Source organism: Colwellia maritima (assembly GCF_022669015.1).
Classification (GTDB): domain Bacteria; phylum Pseudomonadota; class Gammaproteobacteria; order Enterobacterales; family Alteromonadaceae; genus Colwellia; species Colwellia maritima.
Genome location: NZ_JAKKSL010000002.1, coordinates 61370 through 85045, shown reverse-complemented (window position 1 = coordinate 85045; position 23676 = coordinate 61370). Strand labels below are relative to the sequence as shown.

Genomic DNA, 23676 nt, shown 5'->3' with positions numbered 1-23676 from the left:
TACTCCTTTTTCTACATTATATTGACGAAAACAGGGCCACTCTTAGCAATACAAATTTCATTTTTTATAGCAACAGCTTCAACCCAATGTTGCCCCTTATAAGCTGTAGACTCTTTATGTATTGCTTTGCCTTCAAAGAAGTCTCCTCTTAGGCATTTACTCTCTATCGCCTCAGCACCATTATTGACAACTTGCCAATGAATTTGCGTATCATTATCCAGTTGATCTTTTACGACAAATCTTATCCAATGGGATTTAGGTACAGACTCAAAAGATGCCAAATCTCCTAGTGATACTGATGTTTTCCCTTTTTGAACAACTGCCTTAACATTAAGTTTCGAGGCATAAGAAGCAAGCGGCCAACGCAAAGGTTCACAGTGACTAGGTAGTTGCTTTGTTGCTTCCTTCTTAACAGGAGCTGATTTCGCAAATTTATCGCCAAAGATCTTTTGCCACTTAGTAATTGATTTAGCTTTATCCATCTCGCCATAAGCATCATTCGCCCATGCATCATATTTTTTGACTTGGGACTTAAAGTTTTGATACTTATTTTCATCCCAATGGCGATTGAAATTTTCTTCACCATCAACGGGATTGTTAACGATAGGCATTGAGTCATTTTCATCAAGCCACTCATTTAGTCGGTTAAACAGGTTTTTAAAAGTAGTCGGCAGATCTTTAAAATCATCTGTACCGATGTATTTGTCCCAATTGTTAACCCTTGATGCCACGATTGTTGTTAATAAAATAGACTTCACTGAAAATGTTTGTTTGTGATCTCTTAAATATTTAAATAGCCTTATTGATTTAATTAGATTGTTGTTAGCAACAACTTTATTGTTATCTTTAACCCAATCGCTATATTCAACACTAGAGCATGATTCAAGTTTGTTAGTTAACTTATTACATACAAATTCTTGCTGACCCGAAAGAAGCCACCCTTGCGAATGCACGGGACTACATCTATATGAAATTCACCTGCATAATTTAATTTTACACATCGAGTTTGTCTTGAAGCTTTGCCCCTATATGGCGAAGAATTGTTGAATAACTCGTAAATTTTTTGAATATAATCTTTTGGTTCCCAACCTTTAATAGGCTTGAGGTAAACCACTACATCGGCATCAAAAACTGCTTTTTTGACGGTCGGTTTAATAATAGTCCTATGTGCATAACTACCTTGTGGAATTGCTGTAATAAATGATGCTTTTAAGCTATCACTTCCTTTTAAGAAATTAGTTATGGTTGATACTCGACTTTCTAAAGTATCAATTCTGTGTTGGTTCAAATTTACATTATTTAATAAGAATTCATTAAAGTGTTTTACCAGTTTCATTCGACCACCTCATAACCATTTACTTTTCCATTAAACGCAATACCCCAAGGGTGAGTTTTGACTTCATGAACAGGATTGAAGTGGTAAAAAACGACTTTAGGCAGATGTCCTTGATTTAAGACAGAGCCAAGTCGAAATACAAACGATGCTTGTGCTGCAACAAAGAAATTAAGTTGCTCTAGCTTTGGATAGCTAGGGATGATTTCATTATTGATAAATTCTAAAATATTTTTAACTAATCGTTCTTGCTTGGCTTCACTAGATATTTTGTCATAACCGTGATCACCGGAATCTAAAGAAACTTGGTAAAAAGCAGAGTCAGGAAACTCTGTCTCTATATTATTAAGGCGCAATTTTAAACTAAGAGAAATTGCAATATTTACACTGGTAGTTTGGTTATCTCTTTTGTTTAGAATTTCAAAATTCAGTTTTTCGCCATCATCTAATAGTTCGTTGAAATGCCATTTCTTAGCTTCTCTGTCCCAATCAGCGACATGCACATTTTGCATATTACTTACAAGATGCCCGACAGCCGCGAGCATAGGGACCGGGGCAACAGCACCGTAAACTAGATGTTTCTTGCCATTATTTAATGAACGCCCACTATCTTTTATCGTTTGGGGTAATCGACATATTTGGTTTAGTTGCTGCTGTAATTCATCAATATTGGTTGTCTTGTGGCTATTATCAAATTCAATGTCAAAAGGCTGAGGTTTTATGCGCTTTAATTTTCGCGGCATATAGTTATATACATCATCAATACTATGGTCGATAAGCCCCATGTGACGTATTTTGATCAACTGAGAATCATTAGCTTCCATCTTATCCTGATATTCTGTGTAGAAAATCATCAACAGCGATATCACTATTAAGCTTTTACACAGCAGGGCATCACCTTCCCCTAGAGATAAAGAAATAGTTCCCCACTGTGTCGGAAATGTAAGATCTGCACTAAGGGCAGCTAAACTTGTTAGTGACCAAACTAAGATCATTTTGGCAATGCCATTCATAGTAGGATTACGAAAACCTTCTATATACCAACGTAAAAAACTAAGAAAAACCTGTACTATTCTCATCATTTTATAAAACCTTTCCTTTAATAAAGCTTTCGTCAACATCAGGGTGTTCACCACCACCGTACCATTTGCCCGTTGCTAACCAACCAGTGAAATACATAAGCCAGAGGGATGCCCAAGGTACAATCGTATCGCTAAGGAATTTGCTCGATGTCCATTCCCCGAATGACGGAAAATATAAACACAGTTGAGTTTTAGACTGGTTAAAAATATATATATGCGGTGGTTCTATCCCTTTGGTTACTTCATATATATTTGGGTCTATAACATAAATTTTTGGTGACGAATTTAAGTCATATAATATTTTAATAGTGTAATTTCCATAGGCTTCATCAAGCGATAATTGGCAATACCAAACCAACTTGTTTTTCTTAATTAATCCTTTACCTTGGGGAAATTTAGCCTTCAAAAAATACAATTGCTTGCTTAAACTAATAGCTGTGTCAGTAAAGTTTTTCATTATTACTTACCAAAAAACGTATTAGCTTTAACTGGTGTAGCGGTTACAGCAGTTGAGATAGCTCCTGTTTTTTTTATAAATAATTGATTACTGTTTCGTGTTTCATTTAATACTTCATAATGTTTTTCAATTGCTTTGGAAGATGATCTTTCACCAATGAGAGTATTTAATTTTTCTTTAATTAAAGGTAACGAAGTTACACTAGCAAGCTCTCTTAATTTCTCAACAAAATCTCTGTGCCAATAATGAAATGCTTCAACTCGTTTAGCATCAACATTCCATTTTTCGGCAAAGTTTTCATGAACATTTCTAGGATTGGTAACCCACATTTCAATTTTGCCATCAACCACCTTCGTTTCAATGAATTTGGTCATACTTTCAACAACAGTAAGTAATACCTCTAATTCATTGCTAAACCTTTGCCGGTTGACAATATCTTCATACGCTAAAGCAGCTAATGTCGTTATTATTATTGATATAGGTGCTTTACCATCATATTCAGCATTATCATAAAACAATAAATCACGATGACGTTTCATGATCTGAACACCGCGTTTTAAAATACCTTTTAATTTAGTGTGCTTAGGTAATTCTTCAATATTTTTAGCTTCAAGTGCAACTCGACTCAAAATAGCATGAGATATACCAATATAGACAGGCTCTAACTCCGCCTTGTTATCAAAGTCTTGCGCGTAGCCTTTTGGGTTTGATGCTTTCCATTCCTTTAACTTTTTGTCAGGTACTGAAATAGCGCCATACTCATTAGCGTGGTTTTGGTCTGGTATACCAGGTGTAATATCTAGGTGAAACTCATCGGCATAATCCGACCTACAACCTCTGTTCAACTCACAAACAAGATCTTTGAAGTTTCCATTTTCTTTGAGTCTATCTATAACCTTTTTACGACAAACATCAGGATGAATACCCACGGCACTCGGTAAATAACAAATAAAATCTAAATCAAATTCATCTCTAAAAATTGGTTTTGTTGTAGTGCCTATTCGCTGACTTCCCTGCGGGTATATTTCTACTCCCTCGAACATTGGGTCATCACTTTCCGCAAGCCAAGTACCTACTGACTTATAGCGTTGATCTGCTAATTTTCTTTTAGTTACAGATGGTTCTAACGACTGGCATGCATATTCAAGTAACTCAGTAAACAATGTCCTTTGTTCACTCGATAATGCTGCAAAACTTTGATTGTATAAATTTGCACTCATATTTTTATCCTATTTCTTCATTATTATTACTGCCCTCCACCATTTATTTAGTTGATCTTTTATTATTCAGTGTTAGTACACCAATCATACTATTGTATACTCATGATACAGTCAATATATTTTATTGGAAAAATTAAAGATCATGGAATCAGTTAAAAAACCTCATCATTGTACTTTTTTGCTGATTGTGGTATACAAGATGCTCTGAGCTTTATAAAGGATTGATGTGGTAACCAATGATTAATTTAGAAGGTGTTCCCGTTTCACAATTAGAAAGATTGCGCTATATAGAATTTTGCTTAAAATTCTTAGGTGTATTTTCCAGATCAGATCTAATTGATAAGTTTGGCATAGGAACTGCTGCTGCAAGCAGGGATATTTCTTTATATAAAGACAAAGCTCCTCAAAATTTTAGTCACTCCTCTAATTCTAAAAACTTTGCATTAAATAGTTCATGGAAATCTTTATTTGAATTCAATTCCTCAGAAGTTTTGAATTTATTAACAGGTAGAACTGTACAGAGCAATAATCGTTCGTATATTCCAAATGATATTTTAGATGTAATAGATGATCCCAGAATTGATATCATAGCCCCTTTATCTAGAGCGATTTATAACAAGAAGGTAATTCAAGTCGATTACTTCTCTAATTCGAGTGGTTTTAGTACCAAGCTATTAATTCCACATGCCTATATCCATAACGGTTCAAGATGGCATGTAAGGGCTTATGATAGAACAAAATCTAGATTTGCAGATTTTCTTATTTCTAGATTTCGAAAACTAGAAAACATCGAGGATGAAGTTTTACACAATGAATATCAATCCAATGACAATCAATGGAATAGAATTGTAGACTTAGAAATCATCCCTCATCCTGACTACCCACATCCTGAAGCTGTCATTTCAGAATTTAATATGAAAGATGGCGTTTTAAAGCATTCAATTAGAGCATCATCCGTAGGGTATTTTTTACAAAAACTCTATGTGGATTGCTCGAAAAATCCTCTTCCAGAAAAGCACTTCTACCGACTTAAACTTAAAAATAGATTGGCACTATATGGTGTTGAGAATATGCACTTAGTTCGTAGCTTCGAAGGGTTTGATGAATAAAGCTTTAAAATAATATTTTATTGAATACAAGGACAATAGTAGCTCCCATTTATGAAAATGACATCATTACAACAGTTACATAGAAGTATGCTTTTAATTAATAGTGAAATGCAACAATTTCAAATCACTTTTGGTACTATTAGTTTTGATTGTTTGTTTTCAACTAGAGATAAACCTAACTATATTCTATCGCTGACACTTAGAGGGGAAAATCCTAAATTCTTTTTATTTGATGTCAAAAAAGGTTATTGGATTGCTCCATATTTTGGAGATTTCTATAATGAACTTGCATCCGTATTGAGAACAGGAAAAAACTCAGGCAATAAGTTGATGCCAAAAGAATTCTTAGACAACCTTAATAAAACAATTCCCACAAAAGCTACAATGAAAAACAATCCTAAACCAAGTCAAATAATTCGTTTACGCCCTGATATAACAGAGCAAAGAGATAGACCTCATTTTGATACCTGGATGTATTGGAAACAAAGTAGTGGAAAGGGTTCAACAAAAGAAAACAGACATAAAACCCTGATGGTTCTCGGTCCAGAAGCTTCGGACTACAGCAGCAAAATGAATGCCTCATCCAAATGGAGCGCTGTCGATTTAAATAAAAGTTGGATAGTCAAATCTAACTAAGGAGTTATCATTAATTTTAGTCTTACTAATGGTTGCTCTGACCTTATAATCGCAAAGGTAAATATAACTTTTTATATTAAGTGAAATAACAAAAACCATCGAAAATATCAAAATGTGTGAAAATTGAATTCATTCTATTTTCAAACTACCAAGCAGCTAAAGCTTTTTAGCATTTAACAGCACAATTTCTCCCACTAAAGCATTAACACGTCCTGTTTCCAAGACAGTAAAACCAAGATCTCGCATACTTTTTGCAACGAAATCTGACAAGCAAGCATTTGTAGTGGCAAAACCATCCAGTAACTGAACAATCAAAAAACGCCACCGACTCCATCGCGAACTCGGTCTGCCCCAATCGGCAAAATGTAACTCCCCTCCAGGTTTGAGTACTCTATAGATTTCTTTCAGTCCATCTACCTTGTCATCATCGGTTAAATGATGAAACATCAAACTACAAAACACATGATCAAAAGAGTCCTGTTCATAGGGCAAAAATGTAGCTGATCCCTTTTGAAGTTTTACTGACAAACTGAACTTATTTAGTTTTTGCTTAGCAAGCAAAAGACAATTAGGATCAATGTCTACTCCATGCAGATCAAGATGTTCATGCTTCAACATACTCAGCAATGTTCCTGTTCCACATCCGACATCTAAAACAGTATCTTCATTGGTAAATACTGCCTGTTCAATCAGTTTATTTTTAAACACCTTTTCTTTAGATGACCACTGAACAATCCAGTCGTAACATGGGGTTAGCAAATTAAACCTTAAGGTTTGGGGTATAGTTTTTCTCTTCAGTCATATTCACATGTCCTCTTTGTTTGGACTACATTATCTCTAAAAATAAAAAGACTGACTTGTATGAAGTTGCTATATTAGGGAATGAGCCAATGTTCAAACTGACTTTTTTTATGAATCATCTATGTCTTAGTAATCAATACGTTTTATATATTGGAAGTAGTTTTGACACCATTCTGCATCGGCATCATGCGGCCCAAGTATGCATCGGATTAAACAACACATTTCAATTGATAGATAAGAACGGATTATCAGAAACTTTTGATGCAGTTGTTATCGCAGCTAATGCTGCTCATAGGTTAGTAGCCCCAGATACGATCATTGCTACATTATTTTTAGACATTAGAAGTAACCCTTATCAAACTATATCTAAACAATATGGCTTATGTGAAGATAGACCTTTCAAGTCCTTGAGTTTTTCGAAAGAACTCATTAGCGAATTAGGTAACATTCAGTTTAAGGGGATATTTAAGGAGTCAGCGAAAAAAATCATCGAAGAGCTAATCATTCCTTCCTCTTCTAATATCAGAATTGATCCGCGCGTAAGAGAAGTATTGCAGCAATTGAGCACCCGTATAGATAGCCAGATCCCTATAAGTGAATTGGCTCAAAGTGTACATATATCGCCTAGTCGATTAGCGCATCTTTTTAAAGAGGAAGTTGGGACACCTATTCGTCGTTATTCACTGTGGTGTCGAATTCGTATCGCTATGGAGTTTGCAGTTAAACGCCATTCTTTAACAGATGGTGCACATCACGGAGGTTTTACAGACTCTGCTCATTTTTCTAAAGTATTTAAACAAATGTATGGTATTTCTCCCTCTAAGATTGTTAATAAACAGCTACCAGTATCAGTCATTTTTCAGTGATACTGATATTATCAGGAATTATTTTCACTCCTTATCTCTTGTAATATAGCAATAAATATAGCCCTGACAATAAGAAGAGTGGGTGTAATATCATGCCATGAAAAATCGAAATATCAGCAATAAAACCGTGAAGTAAAGTGGCCAAAAGTATAATTACAACAGTAGATAGCAATAACATACTAGTTAAAAATTTTTTCATTATTTCACCTACTAACCTGTGTATAGTTAGTTATAGAGTGTCAGAGGTTTATCTATTTTACTTGTATGAATTAGCTATGATTGAATGGCGTTAATTTATTATATGAATTAGACAGGCATACTCATAATTTCTTTATACCCTTCAATTGCCTTGTTGCGGATTTGAATAGCTGCACTAGAGCCTATTCCGGCTTTAGAACGTGCAACCATAACCTCTGCTAGTGTTACACTCCTATCACCTAACTCAAATGCTGTTGTTTTCTTACCTGCAACCTTATGCAAATCATTAACAGTGTTAAGAGCATCTACAAGTAAATCACCAAATTTATTAGTCGATTTATTAACAGCATCAATATTGTTTTGAGGTTTATTGACCGCTTCAAGAGACATGCTCTGCATTTGAGTATAAAGAGAGTTTTCTACGATAGTCATATTAATTTCTCGGTGTCAAAATTTCATATAGGTTTATTGTAATCTGCAATAACAATGCCAAACAAAACAACAAAAACCATAAATATCAACAACTAACGCATGAGTCAAACGCACCTTTTAAGTTTTAATTTACATTATGAACAACAACAGTTAATAAATTGACAAACATTTCATCCCAAATATCTCTCTAGTGTGCAAAGCAGAATTAATCTCTAATCCCTTTACAATATAGCCGAGAGGTTTCTATACCCAAAATTCCATTGCTTCATTTTTAATTAACACTCTTAAAATATCACTTCGTGTAATGAGTCCCAATAATTGGTGCTTTTCATCCACGATTGGAAGTGCCCCAATATGCTGATTAAACATTACTTGGCAAATTTCATGGATACTTGTATCAGCAGAAGCAGTAATGACTTTATTAACCATTATTTGAGCAATTGATTCTGTCGTTTTTTGTATAGAAACTACTTTATTATTAAAATTTGTGTTGGCAAACATATCTCTATCCGAAACAATTCCTATGATCTGATTAGCTCGATTAGTCACAGGAAAGTGTCGAAAGCGATAATCTTGAAACTTAAGCCATGCTTCGGAAATTAAAGTATCGTCAAACAAGGAAATCACTGGAGATGTCATAATATCATTAGCATTTTTTACTGATTGGCGCTCATTATTGGAAACGTTGTGATATGCAGTGCTTACAACTTTCCTTTTTAGGTCATTAACTTCCGGGATCTGAACACTATTTTCCTCCATATCTGAAATTTTTGTGCTCTTGGTTAATGCCGTTAACGGTTTGACTCTTTGCTTTTCCAACAATCTATCTGTTCTAGCAGGAACAGGTAAACCTTGGCTGAAAATCCAATAAGTCATAGTTTATAATCTCCATGGTAAGATAAAATACGCAAGATTTAATCCCTTGCCTTAACAGGCAAACATTCCTATTTCTTTTACTAGTATCAATCCTCATAGAATAGGCTTGTAAATTATGTTTTTCTGTTCCACTAAATATCCTTAATTTCCTGTTAAAAAGCTCACTAAACTTAGATTGTTTTATTTACTCTTACTGCCTACATAGTTATATATTGGCACCCAAATTAAAGTGATATACCAACCATATAGATAACTTTCTACCAAACCTAAAAAGAAACTTTGCCAAGTAATCCATTCAAATCCAGGTAACAGCTTTAGCCAAAGTGAATACATCGCATGCTCAGGGAACATCAAATCAAAAACAACGCAAATAACGAAGGTTGAAGCAATAAGAAAACTAGTCGCATGACCAAACGCTTTCAATGAAATTTTATGAGTCATTTTTTCTTTCCTTTTCCGCTAGCGAAACAATATTAGATTTTTCAACATATTTATCAGGATTATTGTCAAATTCATCAAGACATTCCTTTGAACAAAAACGAAATAAATGCCCTTGCTGAAGTTTGCCATACCCTTGTTCTTCTTCGACTGTAGCTCCACAGACAGGATCTATAGTAGGGGCTGATACAACTTTCTTCTTATGATGTCCATGAGCAGTATGAGCACCACAACCAAAGCGCATTAGAAAATAAAATAGCCCTGCATATAGCAATAAAGTAAATAAACCTTCCATAACAATTCTCCTCAATAGGATTAAGTAAATATCACTTAATATGCCACTTAAATTCAAGTGATGTTGCGTGGTATGAAACCGCTATACCACGCAATAAACTAATCATTACTTGTTCAGTTGAACCATATCGTGTTTTTTAACCTCTCCTTTTAAGACCGTTACTTTGGCAAAATGCTTATTGATAATTTTATCGATTTTAACCTGACCTATATCAACTTTTTTGTAAGAATCTGCACCCTCATCGTTGGTATAAGTTGCAACAATTCTATATGCAGTCAATATTTGGCCAACCTCTGCACCATTTGCTTCACCAACACAAACAACAACTTCATTATTTGTAGATACAACTTGTCCGCTCATCAAATATTCATGTGAAAAATCACTATTCGCACAGCCGAAGACCAATAGAAAAGATACCTAAAACCACTAATTTTGATATTTTATTTAACATAATAATTTCCTCATTTTTGTAGATTTTAAAAGTTATTTTTTACCTGCACCTGGAGGTGATTTATGACAACTCCAAGGTGTATGTTCTGAGTTGTCTTTCAAGTTCTGATCGACAAATTTGTAGTAGTCATCTTTAGTATGAGTCCACCAGTCATTATGGATATCAGCTCCATGTTTTTTAATTACCTCCTCAATGCCATCCAAATTTATATTCGTCGCATCATATGCAAGATAAATTGATTTTTCTTCCGTATTGAAACTAGCTTCATCAATACCAAAAAGATGATCAATCTCTTCCATTAATGCACTTCTGTTGTCTTCGTTTACATTACTTAGTCTCAAATTTCTAGTAACTAAATTTGCTTCTTTTACGCCTACTCTATGGTCAAAATCACTCATGATTTTCTCCTTGCTTCTTATATGATGTATTTAAATTAAACTTGGGTATCCAAGCGGGGGTTTTACTCATGTAACTCAGGTATTCATCTCCAAACTCACTAATAACCATGCCCTCTTCTTTATTAGCAAGTTGCACATAGACAACTAACAAAATTGGAAACATGACTAATGTTGGGATAGTTGGCCATTGCAATAAAAAACCAAACATGATCAATATGAAAGCGACATACTGGGGATGTCTACAACGTGCATACCAAATTGAAGTTGCCAAGACTTTAGTTTTTTGTGCTTGATGTAGGACATTCCATGCTGAAGATAAGATGAAAAACCCTAAAATAATGAATACATTACTCGCTATATGTAGAGGGTCCCAATGAGCATTGCCTTCAAAACCAAAAAACGTATGCAATAAGTGACCATTTTCATGAGCGAAAAAATCAATACCTGGATAATTCTCTGTAAGCCAACCAGACAAAAAATAGATAGTTAACGGAAAACCATACATTTCAGTAAACAAAGCGACAATAAAAGCCGAAAATGCACCTAAAGTTCGCCAATCTGTCTTGGTTTGTGGTTTGACAAAACTAAAAGCGAAAAAAATAAAAATTGCCGAGTTAAGGAGTACTAAAGTCCACATTCCGTAATCACCGTTCATTATTATTCTCCTTAGGCACTTTTTCTTCTCTACCTGCTTTAAGACCTTCTATGTAACCATCCCTATATGCACCATTTTTATCTGTAATTTCTTGGAATGAAGGCGGATCATCTTTTTCCTGTGAAACATGTTCATGCTTTCCGTGACTTCCATGCATGAACACATGCATTAAAGGACAGAGTAATAAGATTAAAAACGGTAAAAATTGAAAGAAATGTTGGGTATGCTCCATTAATAAAAAATAGGAAGCTGCCCCAATTAATCCAAGCGCTGCCCAACCTGAAGGAGTGGACCAAAATGAACGAGGTTTGTTACTCATTACTCTCTCCAGGCACGGTATTTTCAGATGTGCTACTAAAATTAAAATCATTAACTTGAGCAAGTGTTTGTTGATAAACCCAAAACAACTCATCAACCGTAGTTACCGCTACAAGCCCTTCACTATTTAGGGCTACATCCGCTGTTTTCATGATTAGGGCAGCTATCTGAGTTGCATGCTCTTCACTGGTATAAATTTCAATCTGCTTATGGGTAACTAACCCATCTTTTGAAAACATATTGCAATAATTACCTCGCCCTGTGACCGGGTGAATAGTGAAACCAGTGACACTATGATCACAAAGCGCTTTTGCAACATTATCCAATTGCATTTCATTAATGATTGCGGTTATTTTTTTAATCGTCATAAATTACTCCTTCTCAACAATTAAGGTGCCCGTATACATTTTCATAGGGCAATGAAATAAATATTCCCCAGATAACATCGACGGAAGCTCTATTGTTTTATTGGCATTTAATGGCAGCTCTTCACTAATTTCAAATGCGGGAAATAACACAGTAGCGGCACAGGGGCTACCGTCTTTTCTTAAAAATTGAAGTGTTGTTTTTTTACCTTCTAGCACCTTTATTCTGGAAGGCTCATATATACCGTTATTAACCACTACCGTTGTACTTTCAACACTTGCATCAACTGCTTTGGTCGGTTTGTATAGCCAAAACCACCATACAACTAAGGCTATGAGCACCAAACCGATTAAATTTATTATCATCATTTCTAATTCTCCTAATAGCTGAATTAATGTTCTTGTGGTTTAAAGAAGCGTAATCGGTTTGCATTTGTCACCACCGTTAATGATGAAAATGCCATTGCAGCTCCGGAATAACAGGGTTAAGTAAAAGTCCAAAAAACGGGTATAGTAAACCTGCGGCAAAGGGAACCCCTGCCACGTTGTATATAAAAGCACCAAATAGATTTTGTTTAATATTGCGCAAGGTTGCTTTACTCACTGCTATAGCATCAGCAAGTCCATGTAATGATCCTCGCATTAAAGTAATATCAGCACTTTCTATTGCAACATCTGTCCCGGTGCCAATAGCAAATCCAACATTGGCCAACGCCAATGCGGGGGCATCATTAATGCCATCGCCCGTCATACCAACGATTTCACCTTGTGCTTGTAACTCAGCTACTTTGTTTGACTTGTCTTCAGGAAGTACTTCTGCAAAGACCTCTGTAATACCTATTTTTTTAGCCACTGCATTAGCGGTAGCCCTATTATCGCCAGTAAGCATTACCACACGAATACCATTAGCCTGTAATCGCTTGATAGCTGAAATAGAGTCTGTTTTGATTGGATCAGAAACGGCAATAATTGCAGCTAGTTTTTTATCAATAGCTAGATACATAGGTGTCTTGGCTTCATCAGCAAGTTTTTGTGCCTTTTCAACATACTCCATTAGCACTACACCATTTTTTAACATCAGTTTTTGATTACCAAAAAGCAATTGATGACCATTGAATATTGCCTTTACACCATGCCCTGCAATCGCATGAAAATCAGTAACTGTTTCAGGGTCAATGCCCTGTTCAATGGTAGAGTCAACAATAGCTTGGGCTAATGGATGCTCTGAGCCACTTTCTATACTAGAAGCAGCCGTCAAAATATATTTTTCGCTATATGACTGATCTGCAATGAGGACATCTGTGACTTTCGGGGCACCTTCGGTAATAGTGCCCGTTTTATCAAGGATCATAGCGGTGATTTTTGAAGCGGTTTGTAATGCTTCTCCATTACGAATGAGCACACCTGCTTCAGCGGCTTTACCGACACCTACCATAACCGACATAGGGGTTGCTAACCCAAGAGCACAAGGACAAGCAATAATTAATACTGTCGTCGCTGATACCACAGCAAAAGCTAATGCCGGATCGGGTCCAAAGTTTAGCCAGGCTAGTGCACTAACGATTGCGATAATAATAACAACAGGAACAAAATAACCTGAAATAACATCGGCTAAACGACCAATTGGAGGCTTGGAATTTTGTGCACGTTTAACCATATTAATAATTTGTGCTAATGCCGTATCTTTACCAACACGAGTAGCCTTAAATAATACTGAACCAGTTTTATTTAGTGTCCCTGCAACCACTTCATCTTCTTCAGCTTTTTCAACAGGCATTGGCTCACCCGTTAACATTGATTCATCTATCGATGTATGCCCTTGGATAACAATGCCATCTACCGATATTTTTTCTCCAGGTCTTACTCGAACAATATCGTTGAGTAATACCTGCTCGATTGCGATATCAATTTCTTTATTATCACGCACGACACGAGCCGTTTTAGCTTGAAGACCTATCAAGCGTTTTATAGCCTCACTTGTACGTCCACGTGCTTTCACTTCTAAAGCTAGTCCTAGATCAATTAAGCCAATGATCATTGCCGTTGCTTCAAAATAAACATGTCTAGCCATCTCAGGCAATACCATAGGAAAGAACACGACTACCATTGAATAGATCCAAGCAGTTCCTGTTCCTAAGGCTATTAAAGTGTCCATATTGGCAGTGTGATTTGTAAAAGATTTCCAAGCACCAACATAAAAATGTTTACCTGAAAAATACATAATGGCTGCGCATAAAATACCGATAAATAACCAAATACCTCGTTCAAGTGAAGTTTCAACAGTCATTGGCCCACCAAACAAACTGTAAACCATCAATGGGATACCTAACCCTAAAGCTATCCACATTTGTCTCATCAAACTTTTATAATATTTTTGGTCTGCTATATCTTTTTCATCTATTAGCTCATCATCACTTTTATCTTCAGCACTCTTTGCGTTATAACCAATAGATTCGACTGTTTTAATAAGAAGCTCTATTTCAACAGTTCCTGTTACCGTAACCGTTCTAAGTGCAAAATTCATTTCTGCACTATCAACTCCATCAATACTTCGTAACGCTACTTCAATTTTGCCAACACAACTAGCACAGCTAGCCCCATCAATAATCAGCTCTTGAGTCTTTTTGTCAGCATTATTATTTAAAATTTTATTCATCATGACCTCCTTGATTATCATCACCTTCAAGCGTTTCACCTTCAATAAGGTGACAAATCATATGCCCAGTGGGCGCTTTGTCCGGCTTGCTCTGCCAATCACTTATTGCGTTTTTTAGCTTTTCTCTTAATAGCAGCGCTGATTGGAATTGTTTTTCTGTTTCAGCCAACCTGTGTTCAACAATTTCTCTTACCAATGGACAAGCTGTATGGCCTTTATCAGCTTCGGTTAAAATTTCTCTTATTTCTTCCACTGAAAAATCTAGTTGTCGAGTATTCAAGATAAACTTCAATCTCTGCTGTACCGCTTTACCATAAGACTTATAACCATTTTTAGGACTTTTAATTGGCTCAATAAGCCCAATACGAGTGTAATAACGGACCGTATCTGGTGTTGTATTCAATGCATTTGCTAATTCTGTTACTCTCATCGTTTTAACCTTTATTCCTAACAAGTAAAACCAAATGGTTATTTACTAACCTAAGTTAAGCTTACACCTGCGTCTAAGACACAGGTCAAGTTGTAGAACTAAAATATTTTTATGAGTAAAAAGTGTTGAGCAGAGTAAGAGAAGCAAATAATGGGAGAAAATTAACCACCATCACTAAGCCCAACACTGTAAAAGGTGCTAGTTAAAGTACGAATTTTTGACGTACTGAACCTGTGATTAAATAGAAATGGGTGGTCTAAAGGGGTGTAACTCTATACCAGAATCGGGGGATTCATCTGGGAATATAAATCTTTTACCATGATCTACAAACAAGGCATGTTGATCATTTAGTTGTTGCGAAACTATTGTATAGGTAGAGCTTAAGCATAGGGCCATTGTACTACATCGACAATCACCAGAATCGCAGACATCACATTTCTCATGCGAAGACATGCTGTCTTTAGATGCTGAGTTATGGTCATGCATTTGTGAGGTTATGTGTGAATTATTTTCTGTATGAACAACTGAAGCATTTTTCATGTCATCACAATTCATAGGTAACAAGGCAGCAAAACTTTGTTGCGATAGCAACAAAATCATTACAAGCACTATGTAACTTTTGAATTTAAACACTGTACTGACCACCAATAATTCCACACAAATTAATACTAGTTTATTATCAATAAATTGTCATGTTCTATATCAAAAAAAGAGTTAAACCTATGTTTAATACAAAAATAACATTTATGAAAACTACGTTTTTAACAAAACTATAGCGACAGGTTAAAAATTAACTAGCCTGTCGCTAAATACATTACTATTTTATATATATCAACACACTATTTAGCTAAGTAACCTACAATTGCTTTCATATCCGCTTTATTCATAGGATATTTAGGCATCGCAGATGCAGCATTATTAAATTTAGGATTAGCTAATTTCTTAAGAACAAATGCTTCCCCTTTGTTTGATATAACGCCATCTAAAGTAGGACCTAGCTTGCCACCTTCACCCCTAATTTGATGACAACCCTGACAGCCAAACTGCGCTACTAATTCCGCTCCCGTTTTCTTAGGTGCATCAACATTTGCATAGTTCGCTTCATTTCTAACATCAGCAGTTAAGGTACTTGCCAGAAAAGCTTCAACAGCTAACGCTTCCTTACCTGTCATATGAGCTTTTGCTCTCATGTGCGGAATAACAACCGACCATTCTTTTTTCGAATACTCTTCCGGTTGGACGGGCATTATGGCATCGTCCACAATTTTCACTATAGACTTTTGCCCCTTTGGCAACCAATGAAGGATCGCTAACATGCTGCGCTTGCACCGAAAACACATTGATAATTAACACAACTACGGGTAATAATAATTTGATAAATTTCATGATAGTTCTCCTTAAAATCCAAATGCTAATTGCAAGAATACACGGTCATCTGGAACAGTATCATGACTCGCTTCTTCGTTATCAATTGAAGTGCTTTCAGCACCCGGCTTCAATACGGCACTAGGCTCTAACCAGTAATTGATACCGTAGTAAATACGGCTACCCATTTTCCCGCCATCTTCTTCAAAATCATGTTCAATACTGCCATCAAAGTCTGAAGAACTGTCTGAATAACGAATAACTAGTTCAATTGGGTTGAGCCATGCTTTACCTAATTGACGAGCTTGCCATGTACCTTGGATATACCAACCTTCTTTATCAAAATATTTTACCCATTCTTCGCCATGACCTTCTTCTTCTCCCTCTTTCTCTCCTTCTGTTTCTGCGGTAGAGCCAAAGATTTCACCACGGACACTTGCATAACTACCAACCCAGTTGAAATCGATATTATATGCATTGTAGTTTAGGTCTCCGTCATTACTGTAATCACCAGTGTAATAAGAAACACCTACTTCCCATTCTGGTAAGAAAGCGTATGCAACACGGCCACCAAAAGCGAATGAGTCATTGTTATCACCTTTCTTAACCTCCATATCAACACCACCTCCATGATCTCCTTCTTCTTGACGGGGGCCACTGACAGAATAGAAGTCAGTAAAAATGCGACCTGCATCGCCTAGGTTCCAAGTATTAGCTATATTGATACCTGTATCACCCATAATACTAGTTACACCGCCTAATGATCCGTTGCCACCATGACCACCATATATCCCTGGATTACTTGCTGCTTTATTTATCCAACTGGGATGAAGATTTGCACCAAATTGTCCAAATGGCAGTAAAAACTTACCCGCAGTAATAATAGTATTATCATTAAAAAAGTAATGCATATTGGCGTATTCAAGTTCTGTTTCAGTTTCACCTTCACTATTAGTACTGAACTCTATTTCAGCTTCAATATGAATTTTTTCAGACAGTTGAAACAAGAAAATAGGAATAAATCTGGCAACAACATTGTTTTGAATGTCATTTCCTTCTTCATCTTTCATGTTTGGTTGACTGGCATAAGTCACATCGCCATAGCCGGCAAGGGCAAAACGACCAATATCTAATGTAGAGTTTTCTTGTGCATTTGCAGTTGTCATCAAAGACATTGAAATGGCTGCTGCTACAGCCGATTGGAGAAGTACCTTTTTCATGGTATCACCTTAGTATTTTGTTACGCGCGAGGAAGCCCTCTACGCTTGATAAATTCAAGAAATGTTTTATAAATTGGAAGTTGTAGAGCACAAAGATAACTTATAATTTTCTAGGAGAGTTAAATCTCCATCACAGGTTATTGCTCAATACTTCTAGGGGAAATTACATATTCAGCGACCTAAAAATGGGCACACTGATCCTGTATTAGCTTTTTATAGGAGGTCTAAATGGGTTGGAATGTGGTAAAGATATAAAATCTTGATTTGGCCTAGCTAAAACTGTTGAAATTACAGGGAAATAATCAGATATTTTGGCATTTTGTATTAAAGATGAGTTTGCTTGTCCAGAAATTGTTTGTACACAGTCGCAATCTACGCATTGGCAATTATCCATTATTGCCGATTCATGTGAGTCATGATCTTTGTTTGTTTGCTCACTAACGTCATGATGCTCACTTTGATGATGATCATGAATGTTTACGTTTACTTGTGTAGAAGATAAAACTGTTGATGTCATAGCCATTTCAGAGCAGATATGAATAGATGTAGCAAATACTTGTCCATTCACAGACAAGTATATAAACATAATAAACAACCAATTCAATCGAAACAACATAGACTTATCAACCATCTTTCTCGCTTAATATTAAAGTGTATAGCACGGGTAAAATTTTGTTTTGATCAAGGTCAACAAAAAACAAACTTTCCACTGAAAACCAATGAGTTAGTCACAGGATTCATTATCAGCTCACATGTATTTCTGTATGAACACCTACCTCAAAGGCGCTAATAGCATTGGATGTATTTCATCTATTTATACTTTGCTGCATCAATTTTCTTAAGATAAGACTAAGAGCTTTAATGCATACGTTCTTTCTTCGGTTTAAAGTCACGACTAGATGAATGACTATGTACTACCTTCCAAAAACCCTCAACTTTTCTAAAGAGAAATGTTTGATAGCCACTTTTGTCAAACTCACGGCCACTCTTGTTAACTTTACCTTTTACACGAGTATTTGCGATTGCCCACGCAAAGCCTTTATTATCACCTTCAAAATGAACTTCAATACCACTAAAATCTAGCTTCAAGTATTCCAGGGCATCATTTTCAGGCTCTACATGGTGTGTTACTAATGAATCTAAACCTGCGTTCTGTCCACCACCTTCTATATAGCGAGCACCTTTAAAGTCGAGAAAGTTTTTTCTAAAGGGTGAACCATCTCCATTTTCCCACCCATATTTAATAGCTGAAATAATATCGATTATGGCCTGTTTATCATCGTTATGTTTTTCATCACCATGTGCCAGTGTTGAAAAACTCAAAACCAATAAAAGCATTGCTATAATATTTTTAATCATCATGTTTCCTTTATTATTGTTAATTTGACCAGTGAATATGAACAATTTTCCACTTGTTATTATTTTTCTGAAGAACCATACTTTCCATACCTTCAGAGTTAATATATTTCCCTTTAACTTGTCCTGTTGATTTAGTTTGAGACATTGAATAAGCCATATCACCAACAATCTTAACGTTATGGGTTAATACTTCAGTTTTTATCTTCGCTAGGTATTTCATGTCAGCGAGCATATGGTGGTTTGCATATTCATCGGCTGATTTCTCAACACCACCACCTTCAAAAATGATGACATTATCATCTAATAAAGACCTAGCTTTTTTCTTATGCCCTAATTTAAGTGCTTTATGAAACTCAATAATAGCTTTACCTGCATCTGTTTCTGCACCTGAATTTTCAGGATAAATCCTTTGTTTTTTATTTTCATTACTGTGAGCTATCGAGTCATTACTTACAACTAGTGTAAGAAACGAAGCAGTTATTAAAATCATTGGAATAATCTTCATATTTTTCTCTTTCTGTGTGTTTTAAAGTTAGTCTATTGCTGTAAGCACTTGGTATTGCTCTGGTGTCAAAGTAGGAAGTTGTTTTATAAAAGCAACCATTGCCCAGATTCGTTGATCATCATGAGTTTTGCCCCATGCAGGCATTCCTGAAGCTTTAATACCATGCTTAATCACCCAGAAGTTTTTACGAGCAGCTTGTACATCATCACCGTGATCATGACCTTCATGCTCTTTATTAGATATAGTCAAATTAGGGGGGCCGGATATAGCCCTATGCTCATGTCACTCTCACTTTGCCCCGGTTTTAAATGACAACCTGAACACATAAATTCGTAGTCAACTCCACCTGTTAATAATAATTCAGGCTCACTCAAATCAGGAACTTCTATAGCTTGAGCAGCTTTTTTTATAGCGTTTTCTCTAGTTTCTTCTAATAGCCAGTACACCAAATCACTATGCGGCTCATCAGCCGCTACATTTACAACACCTGAAAACATCACAGTTGCGGCTGCACCTATGCCTAATACAGCAAGTAGCAGTAATAATTTAACTATTTTCATACGTTTTCCTTTTGAATCAGAAGTCACCTAGCACACGAATACTAAGTGACTAATTAAGATAACTTAATGATTATGTTCGTTATGATCATCCTTATTACTTGCTTTATGTTCAGTTTTTTTCATTTTACTATGATCCATATCCTTCATTTTGCTATGGTCCATATCCTTCATTTTGCTATGGTCCATATCCTTCATTGATTTTTTAGCTGCTTCAGATTGCTTCATGCATTTTTTCATCATGGCGATAGCTACAGGATCTTTCATATCCATTTTACTGTGATCCATTTTACTGCAATCTGCCTTTTCAGCTTTCTTTACATGCATTGATGGATCATGTGCTAAAGCCGTCATTGATAAAGTAATCGTTGGTATCAATACTAGCGCTAATTTTGTTAAAGTTTTCATGGTTTACTCCTACGTTAATAAAGTTTAAATGGGTTATTGTGTAAATTCGTCAAAAGCAATATTGCTTGTATTGACATGTTTTGTTTTTAATAATTTCATTCAGTTATGCCTTTTTGACCGTATTTTTTATTGATGACGAACGCCATAAATAAAACAACGCAGGCAAAACCAATAATGTCAGGATCACCGCACTCATCATGCCACCAACCATAGGGGCCGCGATACGACTCATCACTTCTGAGCCAGTACCTGTGCCATATAAAATAGGCAATAGACCAACGATGATAGCTGCTGCCGTCATCATGACTGGGCGAACACGTAATCCTGCACCATGAAGTACTGCCTGAAGTACATCTTCTTTAGTAGTAGCAATCTCTTTTGTTTGGTGATCACTAAGCATTTCTTGATAGGCTTGATTTAAATAAACCAACATGATGACACCTATTTCTACCGCAACCCCCGCTAGTGCAATAAAACCAACACCAACTGCAACAGAAAAATTAAAGCCTTGTAAATACATTAACCAGATACTTCCCACCATCGCTAGCGGTAAAGTTCCCATGATCATTGCAACTTCAATAACATTTCTAAAGTTTAAGTAGAGTAGGATAATGATGATGAATAAAGTTAATGGTACAACGTAAGTTAACTTAGCTTTAGCTCGCTGCATATATTCATACTGACCTGCCCAAGCAATTGAATAGCCAAGCAGGAAGCTTAAGTTTATCTGCAACAACTTTTTGGGCTGCTTCAACATATGTACCAACATCAACACCTTCAATATCTACAAAGGCCCAACCATTTAAACGAGCATTTTCTGATTTAATACCTGGAGGACCATCTTCAATAAAGACGTTTGCAACATCACCTAATGAAATACGCTGCCCATTAGGCGTTACGATTGGTAATAAAGAGAGCGTCTCTGGAGAGTCACGATAATCTTGTGGATAGCGCAAATTAACAGGATATCTTTCTAATCCTTCAACCGTTTTAGTAACATTCATACCACCAATGGCTGTCGCTACCACTTGCTGTATTTCGGCAATATTTAAGCCATATCGAGCTGCCTTTGCACGTTGAATATCAACTTTGACATAACGTCCACCAGCCACACGCTCGGAATATACAGACGCAGTACCGGGCACATCTTTTAAAATGACCTCCAATTGCTTACCTATATCTTGAATAACTGATAAATCAGCTCCTGCTACTTTGATACCTACTGGTGTTTTTATGCCTGTAGCTAACATATCAATACGGGTTTTAATTGGCATAACCCAAGCGTTTGTTACTCCAGGAAGTTTAACCGCATCCAATTCTTTTTTCAAGCTTTCGGTCGTAACGCCTTCTCGCCATTCATCATGGGGCTTTAATTGAATAAAAGTTTCAATCATTGTTAATGGGGCGGATCAGTTGCTGTTTCTGCACGACCCACTTTACCAAATACTGTTTTCACTTCTGGCACAGTCTTAATCAATTTATCAGTCTGTTGTAGCAACTGCCTTGCTTGCCCTATTGATATCCCAGGATACGTTGTTGGCATATACATTAAATCACCCTCATCAAGCGGAGGAATAAACTCACTACCAATTTTATCCAATGGATATAGTCCGATAGCAAGTACCGCTAATGCAGCTAGTAACGTCATTTTAGGAAAACGTAATACTGTCCTCAATGCAGGCATGTAAATGAAAGTTAAAAATCTATTAACCGGATTTTTATGCTCAGGTAATATTTTACCGCGAATGAAATAGCCCATAAGTACAGGCACTAAAGTAATAGCCAGTGCCGCAGAAGCCGCCATAGCATAGGTTTTTGTAAACGCTAACGGAGCGAACATACGTCCTTCTTGCGCTTCTAAGGTAAAGACAGGAACAAAACTAACCGTAATAATCAATAAACTAAAAAATAACGCAGGACCTACTTCACTCGCAGATTCCACCACAATTTGCCATCGATTTTCATTAGTTAAAGGCGTTTTTTCCATATGTTTATGCATATTTTCTATCATGACAATAGCACCATCTATCATTGCACCAATTGCTATCGCAATACCGCCAAGTGACATAATATTCGCGTTTAAACCCTGCATATGCATGATGATGAAAGCCGTTAAAATACCCACAGGCAAACTGATTATTGCAACCAAAGATGAACGCACATGGAATAAGAAAATAATACAAACAAGCGCAACAACACCAAATTCTTCAAAGAACTTATAAGCTAAATTATCTACGGCTCTCTCAATTAGCGCAGAACGATCATAAACAGGGACAATTTCAACCCCTTCAGGCAAGCCCTGTTTAAGTTGTTCCAGTTTTTCTTTTACGCCATTAATCACCTGTTGAGCGTTTTCACCAAAACGCATAACAACGATACCGCCTACCGTTTCACCTTCACCATTAAGCTCAGCAACACCTCGTCGCATTTGTGGACCTGTGCCAATATCTGCAACATCCTTTAACAATAAAGGCGTGCCATTTTTATTTACACCTAAAGGAATATTCTCTAAATCTTCAACACTTTTTAAGTAACCCGTGGCTCGAACCATATACTCGGCTTCTGCCATCTCGATAACTGAAGCACCAATTTCTTGATTACCTTTTTTAATAGCCATTTGAATATGAGAAAGAGGTATTCCAAAAGCACGTAACTTGTCTGGATTAATGACAACTTGGTACTGTTTTACCATGCCACCAAGAACGGAAACTTCAGAAACACCAGGAACAGTTTGCAATTCATACTTTAAAAACCAATCTTGTATGCTTCGCAGTTGACTTAAATCATGCTGACCTGTTTTATCAACTAATGCGTATAAATATACCCAACCAACACCCGTAGCATCAGGACCTAATTGTGGTCTTGCATCGTTTGGTAAATTAGGTGCTACTTGGCTCAAATACTCAAGTACACGTGAACGTGCCCAATATAAATCGGTATCTTCATCAAAGATTACATAAACATATGAATCTCCGAAGAAAGAATAGCCACGCACCGTAACAGCACCAGGGACGGACAGCATTGCCGTTGTAATAGGATAAGTTACCTGTTCTTCAACCACTTGTGGCGCTTGTCCAGGGTAACTGGTTTTTATTATTACTTGCACATCAGACAAGTCTGGTAGTGCATCAATAGGAGTTTTATTGACAGAGTATAAACCTGCACCCACCAATAAAACTGTTGCCAGTAAAACGAAAAATCGGTTTCCGACTGACCAACGAATAATAGAAGCAATCATAATATTTA

Annotated in this window: 30 protein-coding genes and 2 pseudogenes; 3 read left to right on the top strand and 29 right to left on the bottom strand. The window is 36.3% G+C overall.

Annotated elements, in window-relative coordinates; all coding sequences use genetic code 11:
- Positions 1-11 precede the first annotated feature (11 nt).
- The 5 genes from L3081_RS28195 to L3081_RS10445 form a co-directional block, all read right to left on the bottom strand.
- Positions 12-758, bottom strand: coding sequence for a nucleotide-binding domain-containing protein (locus L3081_RS28195; protein ID WP_242285923.1), 747 nt, complete (start codon positions 756-758; stop codon positions 12-14).
- Between the two features lie 137 nt (positions 759-895).
- Positions 896-1336 (bottom strand): SMODS domain-containing nucleotidyltransferase, encoded by a 441-nt coding sequence (locus L3081_RS10460; protein ID WP_242285921.1) that lies wholly within the window; start codon positions 1334-1336, stop codon positions 896-898.
- Positions 1333-2415 (bottom strand): SAVED domain-containing protein, encoded by a 1083-nt coding sequence (locus L3081_RS10455; RefSeq protein ID WP_242285919.1) that lies wholly within the window; start codon positions 2413-2415, stop codon positions 1333-1335. Before L3081_RS10455 ends, L3081_RS10460 begins: the two co-directional genes overlap by 4 nt.
- A gap of 1 nt (position 2416) precedes the next feature.
- Positions 2417-2872: a type II CBASS E2 protein gene (locus tag L3081_RS10450; RefSeq protein WP_242285917.1), complete on the bottom strand. Its 456-nt coding sequence runs from the start codon at positions 2870-2872 to the stop codon at positions 2417-2419.
- Positions 2873-2874: 2 nt separating this feature from the next.
- The gene (locus L3081_RS10445) at positions 2875-4092 is read right to left on the bottom strand and encodes a nucleotidyltransferase domain-containing protein (RefSeq protein WP_242285915.1); all 1218 of its coding nucleotides are present in this window, start codon (positions 4090-4092) and stop codon (positions 2875-2877) included.
- Between the two features lie 236 nt (positions 4093-4328).
- Here L3081_RS10445 and L3081_RS10440 point away from each other — a divergent pair, with 236 nt between their 5' ends.
- Complete coding sequence (locus tag L3081_RS10440) at positions 4329-5201, top strand: WYL domain-containing protein (protein ID WP_242285913.1); 873 nt, start codon at positions 4329-4331, stop codon at positions 5199-5201.
- A 57-nt stretch (positions 5202-5258) separates the two neighbouring features.
- Positions 5259-5837, top strand: a complete 579-nt coding sequence (locus tag L3081_RS10435) for a DUF6037 family protein (protein WP_242285911.1) — start codon at positions 5259-5261, stop codon at positions 5835-5837.
- Positions 5838-5993: 156 nt separating this feature from the next.
- Here L3081_RS10435 and L3081_RS10430 read toward each other — a convergent pair whose 3' ends face one another.
- Positions 5994-6596, bottom strand: a complete 603-nt coding sequence (locus L3081_RS10430) for a class I SAM-dependent methyltransferase (protein ID WP_242285909.1) — start codon at positions 6594-6596, stop codon at positions 5994-5996.
- A gap of 98 nt (positions 6597-6694) precedes the next feature.
- Between L3081_RS10430 and L3081_RS10425 the strand changes: the two genes are divergently transcribed.
- Positions 6695-7504, top strand: a complete 810-nt coding sequence (locus L3081_RS10425) for a helix-turn-helix domain-containing protein (RefSeq protein ID WP_242285907.1) — start codon at positions 6695-6697, stop codon at positions 7502-7504.
- A gap of 306 nt (positions 7505-7810) precedes the next feature.
- Here L3081_RS10425 and fliE read toward each other — a convergent pair whose 3' ends face one another.
- The 23 genes and pseudogenes from fliE to L3081_RS10310 all read right to left on the bottom strand — a co-directional run bounded on the left by fliE (position 7811) and on the right by L3081_RS10310 (position 23668).
- Positions 7811-8134 carry a flagellar hook-basal body complex protein FliE gene (gene fliE / locus L3081_RS10420; protein WP_242285905.1) on the bottom strand — a complete coding sequence of 108 codons (324 nt, stop codon included), beginning with the start codon at positions 8132-8134 and terminating at the stop codon, positions 7811-7813.
- Between the two features lie 243 nt (positions 8135-8377).
- Positions 8378-9010: a CBS domain-containing protein gene (locus L3081_RS10415; protein WP_242285903.1), complete on the bottom strand. Its 633-nt coding sequence runs from the start codon at positions 9008-9010 to the stop codon at positions 8378-8380.
- Between the two features lie 180 nt (positions 9011-9190).
- Entirely contained in the window at positions 9191-9451 is a 261-nt protein-coding gene (locus L3081_RS10410) for a DUF5676 family membrane protein (RefSeq protein ID WP_242285901.1), read from the bottom strand.
- Entirely contained in the window at positions 9441-9743 is a 303-nt protein-coding gene (locus tag L3081_RS10405; protein WP_242285899.1) for a YHS domain-containing protein, read from the bottom strand. Before L3081_RS10405 ends, L3081_RS10410 begins: the two co-directional genes overlap by 11 nt.
- A 105-nt stretch (positions 9744-9848) precedes the next feature.
- Complete coding sequence (locus tag L3081_RS10400) at positions 9849-10103, bottom strand: hypothetical protein (RefSeq protein WP_242285897.1); 255 nt, start codon at positions 10101-10103, stop codon at positions 9849-9851.
- A 123-nt stretch (positions 10104-10226) separates the two neighbouring features.
- A complete protein-coding gene (locus L3081_RS10395; protein WP_242285896.1) occupies positions 10227-10592 on the bottom strand; it encodes a cation transporter in 366 nt (121 codons plus the stop codon).
- Positions 10585-11247 carry a methyltransferase family protein gene (locus L3081_RS10390; RefSeq protein WP_242285894.1) on the bottom strand — a complete coding sequence of 221 codons (663 nt, stop codon included), beginning with the start codon at positions 11245-11247 and terminating at the stop codon, positions 10585-10587. The genes L3081_RS10395 and L3081_RS10390 overlap by 8 nt, the downstream gene beginning before the upstream one ends.
- Complete coding sequence (locus L3081_RS10385) at positions 11237-11566, bottom strand: DUF2933 domain-containing protein (protein ID WP_242285892.1); 330 nt, start codon at positions 11564-11566, stop codon at positions 11237-11239. Before L3081_RS10385 ends, L3081_RS10390 begins: the two co-directional genes overlap by 11 nt.
- Positions 11559-11933 (bottom strand): P-II family nitrogen regulator, encoded by a 375-nt coding sequence (locus L3081_RS10380; RefSeq protein ID WP_242285890.1) that lies wholly within the window; start codon positions 11931-11933, stop codon positions 11559-11561. Before L3081_RS10380 ends, L3081_RS10385 begins: the two co-directional genes overlap by 8 nt.
- A gap of 3 nt (positions 11934-11936) precedes the next feature.
- A complete protein-coding gene (locus L3081_RS10375) occupies positions 11937-12299 on the bottom strand; it encodes a cupredoxin domain-containing protein (protein WP_242285888.1) in 363 nt (120 codons plus the stop codon).
- Between the two features lie 23 nt (positions 12300-12322).
- Positions 12323-14586: pseudogene (locus L3081_RS10370) on the bottom strand (heavy metal translocating P-type ATPase).
- Positions 14579-15016: a MerR family transcriptional regulator gene (locus L3081_RS10365; protein ID WP_242285886.1), complete on the bottom strand. Its 438-nt coding sequence runs from the start codon at positions 15014-15016 to the stop codon at positions 14579-14581. The pseudogene L3081_RS10370 and the gene L3081_RS10365 overlap by 8 nt, the downstream one beginning before the upstream one ends.
- A 237-nt stretch (positions 15017-15253) precedes the next feature.
- Positions 15254-15625, bottom strand: a complete 372-nt coding sequence (locus L3081_RS10360) for a hypothetical protein (protein WP_242285884.1) — start codon at positions 15623-15625, stop codon at positions 15254-15256.
- A gap of 230 nt (positions 15626-15855) precedes the next feature.
- A complete protein-coding gene (locus tag L3081_RS10355) occupies positions 15856-16206 on the bottom strand; it encodes a c-type cytochrome (RefSeq protein ID WP_242285882.1) in 351 nt (116 codons plus the stop codon).
- Complete coding sequence (locus tag L3081_RS10350; RefSeq protein ID WP_242285879.1) at positions 16178-16402, bottom strand: cytochrome c family protein; 225 nt, start codon at positions 16400-16402, stop codon at positions 16178-16180. Before L3081_RS10350 ends, L3081_RS10355 begins: the two co-directional genes overlap by 29 nt.
- Before the next feature lie 11 nt (positions 16403-16413).
- Positions 16414-17601, bottom strand: a complete 1188-nt coding sequence (locus L3081_RS10345) for an OprO/OprP family phosphate-selective porin (protein WP_242285877.1) — start codon at positions 17599-17601, stop codon at positions 16414-16416.
- Between the two features lie 205 nt (positions 17602-17806).
- Positions 17807-18232, bottom strand: coding sequence for a hypothetical protein (locus L3081_RS10340; protein ID WP_242285875.1), 426 nt, complete (start codon positions 18230-18232; stop codon positions 17807-17809).
- Positions 18233-18459: 227 nt separating this feature from the next.
- Positions 18460-18960 carry a YybH family protein gene (locus L3081_RS10335; RefSeq protein WP_242285873.1) on the bottom strand — a complete coding sequence of 167 codons (501 nt, stop codon included), beginning with the start codon at positions 18958-18960 and terminating at the stop codon, positions 18460-18462.
- Positions 18961-18979: 19 nt separating this feature from the next.
- On the bottom strand, positions 18980-19465 hold the full coding sequence (locus tag L3081_RS10330; RefSeq protein WP_242285871.1) for a YybH family protein: 486 nt from the start codon (positions 19463-19465) through the stop codon (positions 18980-18982).
- Positions 19466-19492: 27 nt separating this feature from the next.
- The gene (locus L3081_RS10325) at positions 19493-19714 is read right to left on the bottom strand and encodes a c-type cytochrome (protein ID WP_242285869.1); all 222 of its coding nucleotides are present in this window, start codon (positions 19712-19714) and stop codon (positions 19493-19495) included.
- Entirely contained in the window at positions 19711-20025 is a 315-nt protein-coding gene (locus tag L3081_RS10320) for a hypothetical protein (RefSeq protein ID WP_242285868.1), read from the bottom strand. Before L3081_RS10320 ends, L3081_RS10325 begins: the two co-directional genes overlap by 4 nt.
- Before the next feature lie 63 nt (positions 20026-20088).
- Positions 20089-20430, bottom strand: coding sequence for a hypothetical protein (locus L3081_RS10315; protein WP_242285867.1), 342 nt, complete (start codon positions 20428-20430; stop codon positions 20089-20091).
- A gap of 103 nt (positions 20431-20533) precedes the next feature.
- A pseudogene (locus L3081_RS10310) lies at positions 20534-23668 on the bottom strand (efflux RND transporter permease subunit).
- Positions 23669-23676: the final 8 nt, after the last annotated feature.